Genomic DNA, 20,034 nt, shown 5'->3' on the forward strand with positions numbered 1-20,034 from the left:
CCCTGAGCCGGGCGTCCGCTCACGAGCGGTCCGGCAGCCGCAGCCACTCCTCCCACGTCAGGTCCCGCCCGATGAACCGCGGCCGCTCGAACGGCCAGTCCTCGGTGATCCAGCGCGGCACGAACGCGTCCAGCGCCCGCTCCAGCGCACCGCCCACCTCCTCGTCCACCACCCACCAGGAGATCTCGGCGTCGGCCCCCCGCTTCTGCGGCGGGTCGATGTAGACGCAGCCGCGCAGGGCGGTGCGGTCCGCGTTCTCGATGGTGTAGTTGAACGACGCGTGGGCCTCGATCTCGGCGGCGTGCCGCTCCAGGTCCGCGCGGTTCGCCTCGTACGACATCGTGGCCGCCGGCCAGCCCCAGGCGGCACCGAAGACCGACCACAGGCGCTCCCGCGAGCCCATGACCGCGGGGTAGTCGAGCGGGGCGTCCGCAGCGCTGATCGGACGCAGCCGGTGGCCCTCGCCGCCGGGTATGTCGACATGCGGGGGATGGGTGAAGCCATGTGGCAGCCAGGTCATGGGCGCGAGCCAACCACGCCGCGGTGCGCCGCGTAAAAGGATTTACCGACGTAGCGGCTTTGAAAGGATGAAGGCCGGCGAGCCGGGAGACCGGCGACCCCTCGAAGTGGCGGTTCCGCGTACGTCTGTCTGCACAAAGGAGTTCCGGTGACGGCTCTGGCGCCCTATCGGCTCGTCTGGCTGGCCCTGTGGGCCGAGGCCCCGCCCGAGGAGAGCACGGCGCTCGCCGCACACCTGCGCGCGGCACTCGCGCCCCACGGCGAGGTGGTCGTGCGTGCCCGGGGACCGTTTCACCGCACCCCGGAAATGCTGCACTTCGAGGCCGACCTGACGCCGCGCGGGTCCGCGTCCGACTGCCTGCGCGCCCTCGGCTTCACCTGGGAGGACGGCTTCGGCTGGTCGGAGTGGGAGCGGCCGGTCAACGGCGGGACGTTCCTGCACCCCGCCGTGTACGGCGCTCAGGCCGGAGGTCTGGAGGCGGCCGCCGCCCCCCGGTTCGAAACCGGGGACGTCGTGCGGGTCCGTGACTGCGCCGAGGCCCGCGAGCTCGGCCTGGCCGGGGCGGAGGTGATCGTCGGACACCCGGTGTACGACTCGGCCACCGACCCCGCCCACCGGACGTGGCGCTACTCCGTGAACGTCGAAGGAGAGGACGAGACGGAGGATCTCGACGAGGCCGACCTGGAGCCGGCCGGCCGGCGAGTGCGGCTGTACGAGGAACGCGTCGGCATCGATTCCGGCGGTGTCCGCGTGTGAGGCCGCCCGGCACCTCGGGCGCGTCCGACCGGACGGCCAGGGGCAGACGGCGGGCGAGCCGTCCTGCCGGGACGGCGCCCCTCAGCCGTCCGCGGGTGCCGGTTCGGAGACGGCGTCGATCAGCGGCGGCAGGAAGGTCACGGCCAGCTGCTCGGGGGCCAGGCGGTCGGGTTCGACCAGGCTCTGGGCCAGGGAGCCTTCGTGGACGGCCGTCAGGAGGCGGGCCAGGGCGTCCGGGTCGACCGTCGGTCTGCGGCCGAGGCGGTCGAAGAGGCGGGTGAGCAGGCGGACGATCTCCTCGCGCAGGCGGCGGTCGTGCTCGGCCAGGACGCGGCCGGTGCGGGGATGCCGGATCGCGTGCAGCGTGAACTCCGTGGACAGCAGGTACCAGCCGCGTTCGGTCTCGTTTACGGTGCCCATGCGGGTCAGCACCGTCCGTACGGGGTCGTCGGACGTGTCCAGTTCGTCGACCGCCCGGGTCAGGCGGTCGATCACCCGCCGCGCGTGCAGGTCGAACAGCGCGAAGAACAGCTCCTCCTTGGTGCGGAAGTTGGAGTAGAACGCTCCGCGGGTCAGCCCCGCGCGCTCGCAGATCGCCTCGATGGAGGAGCCGTGGAAGCCGCGCTCGGCGAACGTCTCCCGGGCCGCCTCCAGCAGCCGCGCGGTCGTCTGCGGGCGTCGCTTGGTGGGTCCCTTCGGCACGTCGTCCCTCCCCGGCCGCTCACACCTCGGCGTGACCGCATCACGGTACAGCACCGTATGGGATACGGCTGCGTATCTCCCACGGAGGCGTACACGCCTCGTGACACAGGGAAGTTGGCCGCACGGGACTCACCGTGCACGGGGCTCAACGGGTACGGGAATCGGCGCGTACGGAGGTCGCGCGGCGGCGCGGGCCGGGCCGCGTGGGCCGGGGCGTCTGAGCCGGGCGCGCGCCGAGTAAACGGGCGCGCGCCCGGCGTCTTCCGGCCGGCGGTGGCCCCGAGCCGGCCGGCCGGTCGTCAGCCGCTGGAGCAGACGGTGCCGTTGAGACGGAAGACGGTCGGCTGCGGGTTGGGTCCGTCGTTGGCGCCGACGAATCCGAACGAGACCGCGGAGCCGCCGTCCGGGGCGAGCGGTCCCGCGCCGTCGGGAGCGGTCACCCGTACCTGCCGGCCGCTCTGGTGGAACGTGGCGTTCCAGCCCGAGGACACCGACTGGCGGTCCGTCGGCCACGCCCAGTCCACGGTCCAGCCGCTGATCGGGGTGGCGGAGAGGTTCCGGACGGTGACCGTGGCCACGAAGCCGTTGCCCCAGCTCTGATCCTGGTGGTAGGTGACCGCGCAGGGCGCGTCCGCCGGGGTGCCGGTGGTGAAGGTCAGCGGGGTGGACGGGGCGGAGAGCCGTCCCGAGGCGTCGGCCGCCAGCACGTTGACCGTGTGGGTGCTGCCCGGGGGCAGGTTGCGCAGGGTCACGGACGTGCCGGTGGACTCGCCGATCAGCCGGGTGTGCGCGCCGTCGCGTTCCTGGACCAGATAGCGGGCGGCTCCCTCCGCGCCGCCCCAGGACAGGCGCGCGGTCGTGTCGGTCACCGCCTCCAGCCGCGGGGTGCCCGGGGCCTGGGCCGCCGAGGCGCCGGGGCCGGTGCCGGCCTTCGGGGCGAGGGTGACGGTGAGCATCGCGTACGGCGGCACGGTGACCCGGGAGGCGGACGCCTCGCCGCCGGTGACGTCGGTGATGTCGCTGTCGCCGCGCGCGTAGCGGCTGACCTGGGGTGCGGTGGCGGACGGGGTGAAGCCCGTGTAACCGAGGTCCACGGTCCGCGCGGCGTCCGGGTTCTTGTTGATGAGCAGGACGCTCAGGCGCCCGTCGCGACGGTGCACGGCGTGTGCCGAGACGTCCTGCCCGGAGGACGCGGTGGCGACCATGGTGTCGCCCTCGGTGCCCAGTTCGCGGGTCATCTTCATGCCGTAGTAGGGGTGGAACGGCGTGTTCGGCGGCGGCTGGCAGACGTCGCCGGCGCAGGCGCCGCTGGAGAGCATCCCCATGTCGCCGTAGTCGGTCTCGCCGTCGACGGTGGTGATCTGGCCGGGACCGTTGTGGGTGTTCCACCACTCGACGGTGAAGACGCCGTTCTCCAGGGCCGTCATGAAGGCGTCCGCGGCGAACAGGCCGTTGGGCCGGGCGGTGAGCCGGGCGCCGCCGGTGTTGGTGTTGATCTCGGTGAGCGCGATGCCGATGCGCGGCGAGTCGGCGCCCGCGTACCGGTCGATCTGGGAGCGCACCTCCCGCAGTTCGCCGGGCAGCCCGGACAGCCGGGCCATGGCGTCCTCGGCGGTGGTGTCGGAGCCGCCCGCGTACCAGTGGACGCTGACGAAGTCGATGACGTCGGTGACCTCGGAGAGCACGGTGTGGTTCCAGTCGCCCGGATCGCCCTCGCCGACGACGCCGTCCGGCCAGTGGCCCGGGGTGGTGAGGACCGCGCCGATCTTGATCGTCGGGTCGACGGCCTTCATGGCCTCGGCGTAGGCGCGGACCTGGCGGGCGTACTCCCGGGGGCTCTTGTCCTCGTGCTCGTCGTGCTCCCAGCCGTTTCCGTAGTGGCCGTTGCCGTAGATCTCGTTGCCGATCTCCCAGTACTTCGCGTCGTAGTCCTTGGTGACGTTCGCGTACCGGACCCAGCCGGCCGCCTCCTCGGGCGTGCCCGAGCCGTAGTTGGCGATCAGGATCGGCTGGGCCCCGGCGGCCCGGACGGTGTTCATGAAGGAGTCGAAGCCGGTGCCGGGGGCGACGTATCCGCCGGGCGCCGTGTGGGTCTGCCAGTGGTAGATGTCCGCGTAGGAGCCGCCGGGGTAGCGCATGGCCCCGACGTCGGCCGCCTTCATCAGCGTGGCCACCTCGGGATCGTTCATATGGGAGTCCCAGACGGCGGCGTTGACGCCGCGGGCGACATCGGCCAGCCGGCCCAGCGACGCCTGGGCGTTGACCCGGACGGTGACATCGGCGGCGGTGGCCGCCCGCGGCGCGGCGGACGCGGCGCCCGCGGCGTCCGCCAGGGGTAACAGGGCGCACGCGGCGGCCAGGACGGCCACGGTGCGGGCGAGGCGGCGGGGACCGGGTCTCGCGGTGCGGCCGGTGCCGGCCGGGCGGCCGGATCTCTGCGATGGTGGCACGTGGGCCCTCCTCAAGGGTCCGCGGCACGGCGGGCAGGAGCCGGGACCGTGCCGCCGGACGGGCGGGGTGCCGACGCGGCGGCAGGGCGTTGCCACGCCGGTGGCACGGGGAACGGTGCGCGAACGAGGAACGGTGCGCGAACGGGGAACGGTCGCGCGGGACCGGCGGCGGATCTCCACCGGTGGGAGCGCTCCCAGGATGGGAGGGGCAGAACGTCCTGTCAACGTGTCGCACGTGATGTTCGGCGGACCGGGCACCGCGGCCTCGCCGGGAGCGCCGGCCCGGCCGGGAGCACCCTGCGGCTAACCGGCGGGAAGGCCGACCGCCGATACGGTCCCGTCGCCCCTGTTGGCGACGTAGGCGCGCCGGCTGTGGGGGAAGGCTCACGCATGGCTGACCCGGGCGGCCGAGTGCTGGCGCGTCCGGGGATCCTGCGGTCGACCGGCTGTTCCGGGTGCCGTTCTGCGCGGCCAGGGGCCGGGTCCGGGGTTAGCGGGGCGGCGCCGTAGCGGCCGGGCCCGCGCACCGGCCGCGCACGGCTCCGCGTCGGCGAGCACGTCCATACGGACGCGGGTCTGCATCTCCTCGGAGCTGGAACCGTGAAAACCTCCAGGGCTCCAGTGACTCCCTCTCCTGACCCCGGGCCGATGACGGTGACTTCCTCGCCCCTCATTCCGCCATCGCTGGAGGCGACCCCGCGGCGGACACGAGCGGCCTTCCGCTCGGTGATCAGCAGGTTGAGTGCCTGCCGCGCGGTCCGTACGTCCGTGCCGAGGGGATCGGCGGTGAGCTCCGCGCCTTGGGGGGGGGCGGCGCCGTGGTCGAGCCGCCAGCGATTGCGGCCCGACCATCCTGCCGACGAAGACCACCAGCTCCGAACGCCGCATCACCCTGCCCGCCACCTGCGAATGATCGGGGTGTCAGGACACCGTGGCCGCAAGCCGGGATCACCGTGACGACAGACCCTCGCTCCCGGCCCCGACCGGTCGCGCCGGGGCGGGCGCGGGGACCGTGGCGAGGACCTCGGCGGCCTGTGCCACGGGGTCGCCCGAAGCCTTCACCGGGAAGCGGTCGCGCCGCAGGTTCCAGGCGTTCTCCAGCGTGAACCAGTCGATGGCGGCCGGCGCCCGGCCGGTGGACAGCGCGGTGTCGAGGGAGTCGAGATACGTGCCCCAGCGCATCGCGTAGAAGCTGGAGACCAGGCCGGACCACTCGCGGTTGGCGTAGTCCCGCAGGCCGCCCGTGTCGCTGCCGGAGCGGTGGCCCCAGGTGGTGAGGAGGGAGCGGGCGTCGAACTCGGCGGCGGCCCGTTCCGCCTCCGTGGCGCCCCAGGACCGGGCGTCCTCCAGCCAGGGGCCGAGAAGGAACCGGGTGTCGGTGGCGAGCAGGTCGTCCAGCAGGGCGAGGTCGCGCATCCATTCGGCGGCCCGTTCGCGGAAGCGGGGCAGGTCCCGGGCGTCGTAGGCGTCCTTGATCTGCGGCAGCAGGGACCGGCTGCGGTTGGCCAGGGCCTGCCGGGCGACGTCGACCAGGTCGAAGCGGTAGGCGTCGGTGGAGCGCAGGGCCGGCGCGACCTTCAGGAGCTCGGCCAGCGCCTGGTGCACGGTGGCCGGGTCGTAGCGCAGGGCGCCGGGACTCCAGCTCGCCGCCTTGGTGGCCGTCAGCCGGGGCCGGGCGGTGAAGAGGCTGTCCTGTGCCTCGCTCCAGGTGCCGGACGGCATGCTGTACGGGCCGGTGCGCAGCAGTTCCCACGCCCTGGCGGCGTGCGGGTCGGCACCGCCGTAGCGGCGCTCGGCGTACCGGGCGAACCACGCCTGGTGGTCCATCGGGCCCGTGCGCCAGGCCAGTTCGGTGAACAGCTCGTAGGCGACGGGGTTGCCGCCGGTGCCTTCCGGCAGATAGGCGATGCCCGCCAGGGCGCTGCCGGGCTTGGTGCGCCACTGCTCGAAGCGTTCCGTCCACACCGAGGTGTTGGCGCCGAGGGTGGTGTGCCCGCCGAAGTTCGGGATGGTGCCGAACGCGTACGGCGCGCCGTGCCAGGCGGCTTCCCGGTCGAGGCCGTCGTACCGGTCCGACAGGCCGTCGACGATGAACAGCTTGCTCTTGTCGACGGCGTCGATGATCTGCGTCGAGGGGTTCTTCTGCCAGCCGATGAGCGTCCAGACGGCACCGGGGCGCGCGGTCTGCAGCGCGTCCATCACGGCCCTGGCGGCGTCCGCGACGGGCACGTTCCCGGGCCGGCCGCCCTCGTGCAGCAGGTCCATCTTGTACATCGAGGAGTCGCCGAACAGCTTCCGCTGATGGCGGTAGAAGGACGCGGCGACCTTGGGGAACATCTCGCTGCGCGGGTCGAGCCAGTCGGGCCGCTCGAAGCCGACCCAGCTCCCTTGCGGGACGACCGGCCCGGTGGGGTTCTTCTCCGTGAACTCCGGGGGCACGGTGCCGTAGTAGCCGGGCAGGACCGGGGTCATCCCCAGCCGGCGCAGCCGGTCGGCGATCTTGCGGCCGAGGGCCGCGCGGTCCTTCAGGAGCCGCTCGGTGACGGGACCGCCGAAGCCGGACATGTTCTGCATCAGCCACCACGGCTGGTGCGCCGGGCCGGGGATCCAGGCCCTGAGCTCCTCCTCGGAGTAGCCGAACTCCTGGAGCGTCTCGTAGTAGACGGCGTCGGCGCCCATCTGCACGAACACCTCGTTGACGCCGTGCAGGGCGAGGAGGTCGATCTGCCGCTCGTAGGAGGCCCAGTCGCGGTAGGCGCCGGAGTAGCCGTCGTCGGTGTCGTTGAGCGCGAAACGGTGCGGCACCGACGCGTCCTCGCGGACGGGGACGGCGGGGGCGGGCAGGGTGCGGGGCAGCTTCGCCGTGCTCCGCCCGGGCCAGCCGATGTCCACCTTCGCCGTGTACTTCAGATACCAGTTGACGCCGCTGAGGATCACGGCGGGGCTGGTGCCCGCGACGCGTACCCGGCCGGTGCGGCCGGAGACGGTGAAGTAGTCGCCGGAGGCCGGGCGGCTCACCGGGACGAGGCGGAACTGCGAGACATGGCGGGGCAGCAGCCGGGCGAGTGCCGCTCTGGCGGGCTGGACGGCGAAGGCCGGCCTGCCCGGCGGAGCGGCCGCCGCGGAGGAGGAGACGGGGCCCAGGACCGTGGTGAGAAGGGCGAGGGCGGTGGCCGCGCACAGGGCGGCGCGGGATCTGAGGCTTCTCACGGGTCACCTCGAGGTATTCAGTTGACGGGGTGCTCGCCAACATGGGGGCTGCGCGTTCGCCCGTCAAGAGCGCCCGGCCCGCCGCGCCGGGAGGACGGCCGGAACCCCACCAGGGGCGCCCCGGGGGGTCACCCCGGCGGACCGGTCCGCGGACCGCTCCCGGCCTCCGCGGGGCGCGGACGCCCGGTCCGCCCGGGCGCGGGCCACGGCCCTCCCGCCACGACCGCCGAGGCCGTACCCTGCGGCCTCGGCAGCCCGCCCGTCAGGATGGCCGTGGCCAGGGCGTCCGCCGCGCTCTGGGCGGCGGGGCGGTGGCGGCCGTGGAGGAGGACGAAGTCGACCGCGCCGAGTTCCGGCAGGCCCGACCTTCCCATCGGCACCCGGACCAGACCGGGCGGAACGAGCCCGCGGGAGTGCGCCATCACACCGAGTCCCGCCCGGGCCGCCGCGATCAGCCCGTTGAGGCTGCCGCTGGTGCACGCCACCCGCCAGGCGCGGCCGTGCCGCTGCAACGCCTCCAGGGCGAGCGCCCGGGTGATGCCGGGCGGCGGGTAGACGATCAGCGGGACGGGACGGTCGGGGTCGAGGCGGAGCCGCTCCGCGCCGATCCACACCAGGCGGTCGCGCCAGACCAGTTCGCCCCGCGGGTCCTCGGCCCGCCGCTTGGCCAGCACCAGATCCAGCTTCCCGGCGGCCAGCCGCTCGTGCAGGATCCCGGACAGCTCCACCGTCAGCTCCAGCTCGACCTCGGGGTGGTCGTGCCGGAAGCCCTCCAGGATCTCCGGCAGCCGGGTCAGCACGAAGTCCTCCGACGCCCCGAACCGCAGCCGGCCGCGCAGCCGGGGGCCGGTGAAGAACGCCGTCGCCTGCTCGTGCACCTCCAGGATCCGGCGCGCGAAGCCCAGCATCGCCTCACCGTCCTCCGTCAGCTCGACCGAGTGGGTGTCGCGGGTGAACAGCTGCCGCCCGGTGGCGTCCTCCAGGCGCCGTACGTGCTGGCTGACGGTCGACTGGCGCAGCCCGAGCCGGCGGGCGGCCTGGGTGAAGCTCAGGGTCTGGGCCACCGACAGGAAGGTGCGCAGGTGGGACGGGTCGTACATACGGCCACGTTAGCGCCTGTCATCGCGGTTCGTGATGACAGTCAGAGCGGTGTGCGGGATTCCCGATCGCCGGGGGGAGGAGCACGATGAAAGGGGGGACCCGTGTCCCCGAGCCGTCCCCCGTGCCGCCTCCCGTCCTGCCGGGGGCGAGAACCGACAGCGAGCAAGTGGAGCACCGTGAAACGCCTGCGATGGCCCCGTTGGATACCGGTCGACCCGTACATCGTGCTGCTGCTCGGGACGGTGGGCCTCGCGGCGCTGCTGCCGGCGCGCGGCACGGCGGCGGACGCCGTCTCCGGCGTCTCCACGGCGGCGATCGCGTTCCTGTTCTTCCTGTACGGGGCCCGGCTCTCCACCCGCGAGGCGCTGGACGGCCTGCGCCACTGGCGGCTCCATGTCACCGTGCTGGCCTGCACCTTCGTCGTCTTCCCGCTGCTGGGGCTGGCGGCGCGCGGCCTGGTCCCGGTCTTCCTGACGCACCCCCTCTACCAGGGCCTGCTCTTCCTCACCCTGGTCCCGTCGACCATCCAGTCCTCGATCGCCTTCACCTCCATCGCCCGCGGCAACGTGCCCGCCGCCATCTGCGCGGGTTCCTTCTCCTCCCTGGCCGGCATCGTCGTCACACCGCTGCTGGCCGCCGCCCTGCTCGGCGGCGCCGGGGGCGGGTTCTCCGCCGACTCGCTGCTGGAGATCGTCCTCCAGCTGCTGGTGCCGTTCCTCGCGGGCCAGCTGCTGCGGCGCTGGATCGGCGGCTTCGTCACCCGGCACAAGAAGGGGCTCGGCCTCGTCGACCGCGGGTCGATCCTGCTCGTCGTCTACACCGCGTTCAGCGAGGGCGTGGTCCAGGGCGTCTGGCACCAGGTGAGCCCGGTCCGGCTGGCCGGGCTGCTGGCCGTGGAGGTCGTCCTCCTCGCCGTGATGCTCGCCCTGACCTGGTACGGCGCCCGGGCGCTCGGCTTCGGGCGGGAGGACCGCATAGCGATCCAGTTCGCGGGCTCGAAGAAGTCCCTCGCCGCCGGTCTGCCCATGGCGAGCGTCCTGTTCGGCGCGCACGCCTCGCTGGCGGTGCTGCCGCTGATGCTCTTCCACCAGATGCAGCTGATGGTGTGCGCGGTGATCGCCAAGCGCCGGGCGCGCGACGGCGACGAGGAGCACACCGCGCGGAACCCGAAGGGGCCGCGTACGGCCGTCGGCACCGGGTCGCGGTCCGGCTGAGCCGCGCCGCCGGGCCGCCCGGGCACGGGGAGGTCAGCCACCGGGCCGGCGGACACCGGGACGTCAGCCGCCGGGGCGCACCGTGTCCAGCGGCAGCGACAGGACGGTGCCCGGCGGCGCCCCGGCCGTGCCCAGCCCGGCGATCTCCCCGTCGGTCAGCGCCCGGTCCCAGACCCGCACGTCGTCGATCGCCCCGGTGAAGAAGGCCCGGCCGTCCACGCGCTGGCCGATGTGCACGCCGAACGGCGCGTTCCGGCTGACCGAGCCGGGTACGTCCGCCGCCGTGCCGAGCGCCGTGCCGTCGGCGAACAGGGTCAGCCGTCCCTCGCCGCGACGCAGCACCAGATGGTGCCAGCGGCCGTCGTCGCGCGCGCCCGCGGCCCGTACGTACGCCGACCGCGGGGCGGCCAGGCCGTCGCGGGCGGTGATCAGGCCCTGGACGCGGTCGTGGGCGGGCTCGGCCCGCAGCCACACCTGGGGCTGGGCGGTGCCGGTCCCGCCCATCCACAGCAGCGGCTGCTCTCCCCGGGTCGCGGTGTACCGGAACCACAGCGACGCGGTGAAGTCCTTCGCGCCCAGGGGCAGTGCGGCGCGGTACGGCAGGCGTACGGCGTCGTCGGTGCCGTCGAAGGCGAGTGCGCCGCCGATCGCGCCGTCCGTGACCGCGGCACCGCCGAGGACCGCCGCGGGCGGGGCGCCCGGCGCGAGGTCCGGGGTGACCGGGTCCGGGCCGCGGCGCGGGGTCAGCCAGTCCTCGGTGAAGCGGGCGAAGCGGATCTCGTCGCGGGCGTCGACGGCCCCGCCCTCGTACAGCAGCCCCACGGTGCCCTCGTCGTCGATGGGCACCATGTCGGAGTAGCCGGACCAGTCCCGGGTCACGACGGTGCCCCGGTCCACGCTCTCCCAGGTGGCGCCGCCGTCGTAGGAGGAGCGGACCATCATCGTGCGGCGGCGGTCGGGGTCGGCCGGGGCGGACAGCAGCAGGCGGTCGCCCAGGCGGAGCAGGGCACCCTGCACCTGGGGGGTGTAGAAGCCGGGCAGGGCCCGGAAGGGCGCGGCGAACGTGTCGCCGCCGTCCCGGCTGACCGTCTGGGTGCGGTGGCCGAGGTCGGTGCCGTCCTGTTCCCGGCCGCTGACCAGGAGGGTGCCGTCGGCCCGCTCGGCGAGGGTCAGCTCGGACGGCTTCTGCCGGAAGGGCCCGCCGGCGGGGACCGGCCAGCTGTCGGTGGCGCCGATCCGCCAGGTCTCCCCTCCGTCGTCGCTGACGACCAGCGCCGCGTGGTTGGCGGTGACCCGGCCGCCGTCCCAGGTCTCGGCGTTGACGCCGAAGACCAGCCGCCCCGCGTGCGCGCCGCGCGCGAGCTGGACGCCGTGCACGGGGCCGGTGGCGTACCAGGAGTTCCAGTGGGCGGGGAGGATCTCGCCGCTCAGGTCGCGCGGCGCCGACCAGGTGCGGCCGTCGTCGTCGCTGTACTGGAGACGGGGCCGGCGGTCGCAGGGCGCCGGGCAGCCGGCCGTGTCGGTCCGTCCGGTGTTGTACGTCTCGGCGAGCAGGACGCGGCCGGTGTCCCGGTCCACGAGCGGGACCGGGTTGCCGTGGGTGTCGCCGCCGCCGTCGTTGACCACCTCCAGCGGGCCCCAGGTCCGGCCGCCGTCGGTGGAGCGTCGCAGGACGATGTCGATGTCGCCCGCGTCCCCGCAGTCGAGGACCCGGCCCTCGGCGAAGGCGAGGAGCGTGCCGGCGGTCGTCCGCGCGATCGCCGGGATGCGGAAACAGGCGTAACCCGGTTCCCGGCCGGCCTTGAAGAGGACCTGTTCCTCGAACAGCGGTGCCCGGGTACCGAGTACGGCGCCGGACTCGGCGGGGGAGGCGGCGGTCGCGGCGAGGGCGAGCAGGGCGGTGAGGGTGGCCCCGAGACGGGTACGCGGACGGGTACGCGGACGGATACGCGGTCGTGCCGGCACGGAGCGGCCTGCCCTTCGGGGTGCTGGTCGAGGGACCGGGGGTGGGTCGAGGCATCGTCGTCCGGACATCAGGACGTCCCGCGTCCGACGCGCGCCCGACCGACGTTAGACCGGGCCGGCGCGTCCCCCAAAGAAGACCGCGCGCGTGTCGTCCGCGTGGCGCTCAGGGCGCGAGGACGGCCTTCCCCGCGCGCCGGCCGGCGCCTGCCGGGTCGGACCGGACGCGGGCGGGCTCCCGGCTCCGGTTCCGGCGCCCGATCCGCAGGGGCCGGGGAAGAGACAGGGGGCCCCGCGGGGAGGGGCTGGAACCGTCAGCCCTGGGCGGCCGCGGCCCGCAGGACGACGCGGTCCTCGCCCGCGTACACGTTCATGGAACTGCCCCGCAGGAAGCCCACCAGCGTCAGTCCCGTCTCGGCGGCCAGGTCGACCGCCAGGGAGGACGGCGCCGAGACCGCCGCGAGCACCGGCACCCCCGCCATCACCGCCTTCTGCGCCAGCTCGAACGAGGCCCGGCCCGAGACCAGCAGGATCGTCCGGGACAGCGGCAGGTCCCCGCTCTGCAGGGCGCGGCCGACCAGCTTGTCGACCGCGTTGTGCCGCCCCACGTCCTCCCGTATGTCCAGCAGTTCGCCGTCCTCGGCGAACAGGGCCGCCGCGTGCAGGCCGCCGGTGCGGTCGAAGACCCGCTGGGCGGAGCGCAGCCGGTCGGGCAGGGACGCGAGCAGCCCCGGTCCGACGCGCAGCGGGGGAGTGTCGGCGATGGGCCAGCGGGCCGACGTCCGTACGGCGTCCAGGCTCGCCTTGCCGCACAGGCCGCAGGAGGAGGTGGTGTAGACGTTGCGCTCCAGGGTGATGTCGGGGAGCGCGACGCCGGGGGCCGTCTGCACGTCCACCACGTTGTACGTGTTGGTCCCGTCGGCCGACGCGCCCGCGCAGTACACGATGTTCCGCAGGTCCTCCCGCTCGGCGAGCACGCCCTCGCTGACCAGGAAGCCCGCCGCCAGCGCGAAGTCGTCACCGGGGGTGCGCATGGTGATCGCCAGCGGTTTGCCGTTCAGCCGGATCTCCAGGGGCTCCTCGGCGACGAGCGTGTCCGGACGGCTGGTGACCGCGCCGTCCCGGATCCGGATCACCTTGCGTCGTTCCGTGACTCGTCCCATGTCCCCATCAGTCCCGTTGTCGCTGCCGGGGCCGGTCCGGCGCATCCCCGGCTCCGTACGTGCCGGTAGCCGAAGCGGCCCGGTCTCATTGTCCCGCACGTGCGGGGTGGGGCGGCAGCCCACCTGGCGGTACGCGCACCCCGCGGTCGTCCGGGTCCGCCGGGAAGCGTCCCGGGCGCCCCGCCGAGGGCGGGGATTGGTCGGGCGTCCGAGGGCCTGACGGAAGCCGACAACCGGGGCGTCCTATTCCTGTCGGTTCACCTGCCGCCCTACCCGTGAGTCACTCATCAGACTGATGAATCCCGCTACCGAGGCAACGAGGGGGACTCGCCCATGAACGGCTCGCGCATCGCCGCCGTCGGCCATTACCAGCCCGCCAGGGTGCTCACCAACGAGGAGCTGGCGGGCCTGGTCGACACCAGCGACGCGTGGATCCGCAGCCGGGTGGGCATCCGCACCCGCCGGATCGCGGGCCCCGACGAGCCGGTGGACGAGCTGGCCGCGCACGCCGCCGGGAAGGCGCTCGCCGCGGCCGGACTGGCACCCGCCGACGTGGACCTCGTGCTGGTCGCCACGTCCACCGCCGTCGACCGTTCCCCGAACACCGCCGCCCGCGTCGCGGCCCGGCTCGGCATGCCGCAGCCCGCCGTGCTGGACGTCAACGTCGTCTGCGCGGGATTCACCCACGCCCTGGCCACCGCCGACCACGCCGTCCGCGCGGGGGCCGCGCGCCGCGCCCTGGTGATCGGCGCCGACAAGATGTCCGACGTGACCGACTGGACCGACCGCAGCACCTGCGTGCTCGTCGGCGACGGCGCGGGCGCCGCCGTCGTCGAACCCTGCCCGGACGGGCGGGAGCCCGGGATCGGCCCCGTGCTGTGGGGGTCGGTGCCGGAGATGGGCCGGGCCGTGCGCATCGAGGGGACGCCGCCGCGGTTCGCCCAGGAGGGGCAGGCCGTCTACCGCTGGGCCACCACCCGGCTGCCGACCCTGGCCCGCCGGGCCTGCGAGCTGTCGGGACTGGCGCCCGAGGACCTCGCCGCGGTCGTGCTGCACCAGGCGAACCTGCGCATCGTCGAGCCCCTCGCCCGCAAGCTCGGCGCGGTCAACGCCGTCGTCGCCCGGGACGTGACCGAGTCGGGCAACACCTCCGCGGCCAGCATCCCGCTCGCCCTGTCCAAGCTGGTCGAACGGGGCGAGATCACCTCCGGAGACCCGGTGCTGCTCTTCGGCTTCGGCGGCAACCTGTCGTACGCCGGACAGGTCGTCCGCTGCCCCTGAGCGGGCGGTGAACGCCGGCCGGGCGCCACGGACCCGTCCCGGCTCCCCGGGTGCCCGTGACGGGCGGTGGCGCGCCCTCCCGGCCCCCGCGGCCAGCCGGAGGCAGGCGCGGCGCGACCGTAGACTGTAGACGAACGACAATTTAGGATTTCTTTACTGTCAGTCGGCTGTCGCTGCCGCGCACGGCCCTGCCCAGGAGGGGACCGCGATGTTGTCGACAGGACTGCCCCAGGGGGCGGTACCCAGGCTCGAACGCCCCGGCCCGCTGCGGGACCGCGTCTACGAAGCGCTGCTCGAACTCATCACCACCCGCGCCCTGCGGCCCGGCCAGCATCTGGTGGAGAGCGAACTCGCCGGCCACCTCGGTGTGTCCCGCCAGCCCGTCCGCGAGGCGCTGCAACGGCTGAACACCGAGGGGTGGATCGACCTCCGGCCCGCCCAGGGGGCGTTCGTGCACGAGCCCACGGAGGAGGAGGCCGACCAGCTGCTGACGGTCCGTACGCTGCTGGAGGCCGAGGCCGCCCGGCTCGCCGCCGCCGGCGCGGACGACGCGGGCGTCGCCGGCCTGGAGGAGCTGTGCGCCGAGGGCGAGCGGGCGGTGGCCGCAGACGACGTGGACGGCGCCGTGGCCCTGAACGCCCGCTTCCACGCCAAGATCATGGAACTGGCCGGCAACGCGGTCCTCGCCGAACTCGCGCGGCAGGTCGACCGCCGGGTGCGCTGGTACTACACGCCCGTCGCCCGGCAGCGCGGCCGGCAGTCCTGGATCGAGCACCGGGAGCTGATCGCGGCGATCGCCGACCGGGACGAGCGGCGCGCGACGCACCTGATGCGGGAGCACACGGAGCACACCCGGCGCTCGTACCACGAGCGCGCGCGGTCCTGACGCGGACCCGGGGACGCTGAGCGGTACGCGGGACCGGGCGTGCCCGGCACGGCTCGGCGGGCCCCGCGGCCTCAGCGTGCGGACGCGGCCCTCAGCAGGCGCAGCTGGCCGATCTCGGCCACGTTCTTCATCAGTTCGGCGTTCACCCAGGCCAGCATGTGGGCGACGGTGTGCTCCGGATCGTGGGCCCAGGGAAAGGGCGCGGTGCGGTCGAGGTCCGCCTCGGTGAGACCCGCCACCGCGCCGGACCACTCCTCGCGCAGGCCGCGCAGCCAGGCGAGGGCCGGGTCGCCGGGACCCGGCCAGACGATCGCGGAGCGGTCACGCGGCGTCCGGCCCGCCACATGGTCGGCGGCCACGCTCAGCCACCAGCCGATGTGCCAGGTCAGCCAGCCGACGGTGGGCACCGGGACGGGATCGGGCTCGGTGTCCGCCCAGTCCGGCACCCACCCTCCCGCGGCCTGACGCCGCATGGTCCAGCACAGCGGGGCCGGCTCCCACAGGAAGTCCGCCGCCTCCATGCGTTCCGCGTGGTACTCGAAGAGCGACCACGTCAGGTCCCACTGCCACGTCACCAGCTTCGATCGTGAGGACGACACCGCGCGACGATGGCACACGGCCGCGGCGTTCGCCAAGCGGATTTCCCCCGGCCACGGCCCGCCGCGCACCCGCGCCTCCCGCCCCGGGCCGCACCCGTGGCCTCGCCCCCGAGCCGCGCCCGTGACGGGGTGGCACCCCGCCGCCCTTTGTCCACTCAGTGGCGAAAGTTGACGGCAATTCGTGCGCGACTTCTTCCCACCACCGGCAGCCGCTGCTACGTTCCCCTCCGAAAGCAGGCCACGGGAGGTGGCCGGAAACCGGTGCGCACAGGCCATTGAGGCGGGGAGGGGCTCGTGAGACGCATGACCGCGCGACCCGCCAACGCCCACCAGGCCCGGCTGCTGAGGCTGTTGCGTGACGGCGGACCCAATTCCCGTGCCCAGCTGGGCGATCAGGTCGACCTCTCGCGGTCCAAGCTGGCCGTGGAGGTGGACCGGCTGCTGGAGACGGGGCTGGTCGTGGCCGACGGTCTCGCCGCCTCGCGCGGCGGGCGCCGCTCCCACAACATCCGGCTCAACCCCGGTCTGCGCTTCCTCGGCGTCGACATCGGCGCGACCTCGGTCGACGTCGCCGTCACCAACGCCGAACTGGAGATCCTCGGCCACATCAACCAGCCCATGGACGTCCGCGAGGGACCGGTCGCGGTCTTCGAGCAAGTACTGTCCATGGCCGCGAAGCTGAGGGCTTCGGGGCTCGCGGAGGGCTTCGACGGCGCCGGCATCGGCGTCCCCGGACCCGTCCGCTTCCCCGAGGGCGTCCCGGTGGCTCCGCCGATCATGCCGGGCTGGGACGGCTTCCCCGTGCGGGAGGCGCTCAGCCAGGAACTCGGCTGCCCGGTCATGGTCGACAACGACGTGAACCTCATGGCGCTGGGGGAGCAGCACGCGGGCGTCGCCCGCACCGTCGCCGACTTCCTCTGCGTCAAGATCGGCACCGGCATCGGCTGCGGCATCGTCGTCGGCGGCGGCGTCCACCGCGGTACGACGGGCAGTGCGGGCGACATCGGGCACATCCAGGCGGTGCCCGACGGCCGCCCCTGCGCCTGCGGCAACCGGGGCTGCCTGGAGGCCCACTTCAGCGGCGCGGCGCTCGCCCGCGACGCGACGGACGCCGCCCAGCAGGGACTCTCCCCGGAGCTGGCCGCCCGGCTGGAGGGGAACGGGGCCCTCAGCGCCGCCGACGTCGCCGCCGCGGCCGCCGCGGGCGACGCCACCGCCCTGGACCTGATCCGGGAGGGCGGCACCCGCACCGGTCAGGTCATCGCCGGCCTGGTCAGCTTCTTCAATCCGGGCCTGGTGGTGATCGGGGGCGGGGTGACCGGCCTCGGCCACACCCTGCTCGCCGCGATCCGCACCCAGGTCTACCGCCAGTCGCTGCCCCTGGCGACCGGCAATCTGCCCATCGTCCTCGGCGAGCTGGGCCCCACCGCCGGAGTCATCGGCGGAGCCCGCCTCATCAGCGATCACCTGTTCTCGCCCGCGTAACCGGCCCGGCAGCACCGCGTCACCAGCACAGCGCGCCGCACTCCCCGCTCTGCCCTGTCCTGTCCTGCCTCTGCTCCGCTGTTCCGTTCCGTTCTGTCCCGCCCGCTCTGCTCTGCCTGTTCCGCTCCGTCCTGACACCGGCCCGCACCACGCCCGCCGAGGGGACCTCACATGGCACCAGAACCACCGCTGCTCAGCATGTCCGGCATCACCAAGTCCTTCCCCGGCGTCCGGGCCCTCGACGGTGTCGACCTCGACGTCCAGGCCGGGGAGGTGCACTGCCTGCTCGGCCAGAACGGCGCCGGGAAGTCCACTCTCATCAAGGTCCTGGCCGGCGCGCACCAGCCCGACACCGGCACCATCCGCTGGCGCGGCGAGGAGGTCACGCTGCGCTCGCCGGTCACCGCCACGCGCCTGGGCATCGCCACCATCTACCAGGAGCTCGACCTGGTGGAGCACCTGTCCGTGGCCGAGAACGTCCACCTCGGCCACGAGCCGACCACCGCCGGGTTCGTCGTCCGCGGCAAGGCGGCCCGCGCCTCGACGGCCGCGCTGCTCAAACGGCTCGGCCACCCCGAGATCGACCCGGCGTGCCTGGTCGGGGCACTGCCGGCGGCGCAGCAGCAGATCGTGTCGATGGCCCGGGCACTCTCCCACGACGTCCGGCTGATCGTGATGGACGAGCCGTCCGCCGCGCTCGACCCGGAGGAGGTCGACAACCTCTTCCGCATCGTCGCCGACCTCACCGCCGACGGCGTCGCCGTCGTCTACATCTCGCACCGCCTGGAGGAGATCCGCCGCATCGGCGACCGGGTCACCGTGCTCAAGGACGGCCGGGCCGTCGCGGGCGGGCTGCCCGCGAAGACCACACCGACCAGCGAGGTGGTCTCGCTGATGACGGGCCGGAACGTGGCGTACGTCTTCCCCGAGCGGCCGGCGACGGCGCCCGGCGGGGACCCGGTGCTCCAGGTGCGGGGGCTGGCCCGCGACGGCGAGTTCGCCCCCCTCGACCTGGAGGTCCGCCCCGGGGAGATCCTCGGGCTCGCCGGACTCGTCGGCTCCGGCCGCTCGGAGATCCTGGAGACGATCTACGGCGCGCGCCGGCCCGCCGCCGGCCGGGTGCTCGTCGACGGACGGCCGCTGCGCCCCGGCAGCGTACGGGCGGCCGTCCGCGCCGGACTCGGACTCGCCCCCGAGGAACGCAAGGCCCAGGCCCTGCTGATGCTGGAGTCCGTCACCCGCAACGTGTCCGTCTCCTCCCTGCCCCGCTTCTCGCGCGGCGGCTGGATCGACCGGGGCGCCGAACGGGGCGCCGCCCGGGCCGCCACCCGCGAACTGTCGCTCAGGCCCGACAACCCTGCCGTGCCGGTGCGCACCCTGTCCGGCGGCAACCAGCAAAAAGCCGTCCTGGCCCGCTGGCTGCTGCGCGGCTGCCGGGTGCTGCTGCTCGACGAACCCACCCGCGGCGTCGACGTGGGCGCGCGCGCCGAACTGTACGCCGTCATCCGGCGCCTGGCCGACGAGGGCCTCGCCGTGCTGCTGGTCTCCAGCGAGGTGCCCGAGGTTCTCGGCCTCGCCGACCGGGTGCTGGTGCTGCGCGAGGGCCGCGTCGTGCACGAGGCGCCCGCCCGCGAACTCGACGAACACCGCGTACTCGACCTCGTGATGGAAGGAACCCCGGCGTCATGACGCAGCACGTGTCCCCGCCACGGGGCGGCACCGGCGAAGCGGCGGCGGTGGACGGCCCGCCCGCCCGGCGGGGCCCGCTGGGCCGGGCCGACCTGCGCACCCTGTCCCTGCTCGGCGTGCTCGCCGTCCTGGTCCTCATCGGCGGCATCACCAGACCCGACGAGTTCCTCGACACCCGCAACCTGCAACTCGTCCTCACCCAGGCGTCCGTGATCGGTGTCGTCACCGTCGGCATGACCTTCGTCATCGTCTCCGGCGGCATCGACCTGTCGGTCGGCGCCATCGTCGCGCTCGCCTCGGTGTGGGCGACCACGGTGGCCACCCAGGAGTACGGCTTCGGCGGCATCCTCTTCACCGCGATCGTCGTCGGAGTGGGCTGCGGCCTGGTCAACGGTGTGCTCGTCGCCTACGGAGCGATGGTCCCGTTCATCGCCACACTCGCCATGTTCGCCTCGGCGCGCGGTCTCGCCCTCCAGATCACCGACGGCAAGACCCAGATCGTCACCGTAGAGGGCGTCCTCGACCTCGGCGAACGCGACGCGTACGTCCTCGGCGTCCCGCCCCTGGTGCTGGTCTTCGCCGTCGTCACCGTCGCCGGCTGGCTGCTGCTCAACCGCACCACCTTCGGCCGCCGCACGGTCGCGGTCGGCGGCAACGCGGAGGCGGCCCGGCTCGCCGGCATCGACGTACGCCGCCAGCGGCTGTACCTCTACCTGCTGTCCGGGCTGTGCTGCGGCATCGCCGCCTTCCTGCTGATCGTCCTGTCCGGCTCCGGCCAGAACACCAACGGCAACCTCTACGAACTCGACGCCATCGCCGCCGCGATCATCGGCGGAACCCTGCTGAGCGGAGGCCGCGGCACCATCGTCGGCTCCGTGCTCGGCGTCCTGATCTTCACCACGATCACCAACATCTTCGCCCTGAACAACTTGCAGAGCGACGTCCAGCAGATCGCCAAGGGCGCGATCATCGTCGCCGCCGTGCTGGTCCAGCGCCGTACCGCGAGCACGACTTGA

General features: G+C 73.9%; 15 protein-coding genes. 7 read left to right on the plus strand and 8 right to left on the minus strand.

The window, feature by feature from the left end; translation table 11 throughout:
* Positions 1 to 19: 19 nt before the first annotated feature.
* A complete protein-coding gene (locus tag AB0L74_RS05355) occupies positions 20 to 520 on the minus strand; it encodes an N-acetyltransferase (RefSeq protein ID WP_365645794.1) in 501 nt (166 codons plus the stop codon).
* Positions 521 to 667: 147 nt separating this feature from the next.
* On the opposite strand from AB0L74_RS05355, the gene AB0L74_RS05360 reads away from it, so the two are divergent.
* A complete protein-coding gene (locus AB0L74_RS05360; RefSeq protein ID WP_365645796.1) occupies positions 668 to 1,276 on the plus strand; it encodes a hypothetical protein in 609 nt (202 codons plus the stop codon).
* 81 nt (positions 1,277 to 1,357) lie between these two features.
* Here the strand turns inward: AB0L74_RS05360 and AB0L74_RS05365 are convergent, their stop codons facing one another.
* The 4 genes from AB0L74_RS05365 to AB0L74_RS05380 form a co-directional block, all read right to left on the minus strand.
* The gene (locus AB0L74_RS05365) at positions 1,358 to 1,978 is read right to left on the minus strand and encodes a TetR/AcrR family transcriptional regulator (protein ID WP_365645797.1); all 621 of its coding nucleotides are present in this window, start codon (positions 1,976 to 1,978) and stop codon (positions 1,358 to 1,360) included.
* A gap of 299 nt (positions 1,979 to 2,277) precedes the next feature.
* Positions 2,278 to 4,428, minus strand: coding sequence for a cellulose binding domain-containing protein (locus tag AB0L74_RS05370; protein WP_365645799.1), 2,151 nt, complete (start codon positions 4,426 to 4,428; stop codon positions 2,278 to 2,280).
* 948 nt (positions 4,429 to 5,376) lie between these two features.
* Positions 5,377 to 7,638 (minus strand): alpha-N-acetylglucosaminidase, encoded by a 2,262-nt coding sequence (locus AB0L74_RS05375; RefSeq protein ID WP_365645801.1) that lies wholly within the window; start codon positions 7,636 to 7,638, stop codon positions 5,377 to 5,379.
* Between the two features lie 128 nt (positions 7,639 to 7,766).
* The gene (locus AB0L74_RS05380) at positions 7,767 to 8,738 is read right to left on the minus strand and encodes a LysR substrate-binding domain-containing protein (RefSeq protein ID WP_365645803.1); all 972 of its coding nucleotides are present in this window, start codon (positions 8,736 to 8,738) and stop codon (positions 7,767 to 7,769) included.
* A gap of 177 nt (positions 8,739 to 8,915) precedes the next feature.
* Here AB0L74_RS05380 and AB0L74_RS05385 point away from each other — a divergent pair, with 177 nt between their 5' ends.
* Positions 8,916 to 9,953 (plus strand): bile acid:sodium symporter family protein, encoded by a 1,038-nt coding sequence (locus AB0L74_RS05385; protein WP_365645805.1) that lies wholly within the window; start codon positions 8,916 to 8,918, stop codon positions 9,951 to 9,953.
* Positions 9,954 to 10,016: 63 nt separating this feature from the next.
* Here the strand turns inward: AB0L74_RS05385 and AB0L74_RS05390 are convergent, their stop codons facing one another.
* Positions 10,017 to 11,918 (minus strand): exo-alpha-sialidase, encoded by a 1,902-nt coding sequence (locus AB0L74_RS05390; protein WP_365645807.1) that lies wholly within the window; start codon positions 11,916 to 11,918, stop codon positions 10,017 to 10,019.
* Between the two features lie 311 nt (positions 11,919 to 12,229).
* Complete coding sequence (gene fdhD / locus AB0L74_RS05395; protein WP_365645808.1) at positions 12,230 to 13,078, minus strand: formate dehydrogenase accessory sulfurtransferase FdhD; 849 nt, start codon at positions 13,076 to 13,078, stop codon at positions 12,230 to 12,232.
* A gap of 333 nt (positions 13,079 to 13,411) precedes the next feature.
* Here fdhD and AB0L74_RS05400 point away from each other — a divergent pair, with 333 nt between their 5' ends.
* Together AB0L74_RS05400 and AB0L74_RS05405 are read left to right on the plus strand one after the other, a co-directional pair.
* Positions 13,412 to 14,359, plus strand: coding sequence for a beta-ketoacyl-ACP synthase III (locus tag AB0L74_RS05400; RefSeq protein WP_365645810.1), 948 nt, complete (start codon positions 13,412 to 13,414; stop codon positions 14,357 to 14,359).
* Between the two features lie 208 nt (positions 14,360 to 14,567).
* A complete protein-coding gene (locus AB0L74_RS05405) occupies positions 14,568 to 15,245 on the plus strand; it encodes a GntR family transcriptional regulator (protein ID WP_365645812.1) in 678 nt (225 codons plus the stop codon).
* Between the two features lie 71 nt (positions 15,246 to 15,316).
* On the opposite strand, the gene AB0L74_RS05410 is transcribed toward AB0L74_RS05405, so the two are convergent.
* A complete protein-coding gene (locus AB0L74_RS05410; protein WP_365645814.1) occupies positions 15,317 to 15,844 on the minus strand; it encodes a DinB family protein in 528 nt (175 codons plus the stop codon).
* 303 nt (positions 15,845 to 16,147) lie between these two features.
* Between AB0L74_RS05410 and AB0L74_RS05415 the strand changes: the two genes are divergently transcribed.
* From AB0L74_RS05415 to AB0L74_RS05425, 3 genes are all read left to right on the plus strand, one after another.
* Positions 16,148 to 17,329 carry an ROK family transcriptional regulator gene (locus AB0L74_RS05415; protein WP_365645816.1) on the plus strand — a complete coding sequence of 394 codons (1,182 nt, stop codon included), beginning with the start codon at positions 16,148 to 16,150 and terminating at the stop codon, positions 17,327 to 17,329.
* Between the two features lie 171 nt (positions 17,330 to 17,500).
* Entirely contained in the window at positions 17,501 to 19,018 is a 1,518-nt protein-coding gene (locus AB0L74_RS05420; RefSeq protein ID WP_365645818.1) for a sugar ABC transporter ATP-binding protein, read from the plus strand.
* Positions 19,015 to 20,034 carry an ABC transporter permease gene (locus tag AB0L74_RS05425; RefSeq protein WP_365645820.1) on the plus strand — a complete coding sequence of 340 codons (1,020 nt, stop codon included), beginning with the start codon at positions 19,015 to 19,017 and terminating at the stop codon, positions 20,032 to 20,034. The genes AB0L74_RS05420 and AB0L74_RS05425 overlap by 4 nt, the downstream gene beginning before the upstream one ends.

This window comes from Streptomyces sp. NPDC052020, assembly GCF_040680575.1.
Classification (GTDB): domain Bacteria; phylum Actinomycetota; class Actinomycetes; order Streptomycetales; family Streptomycetaceae; genus Streptomyces.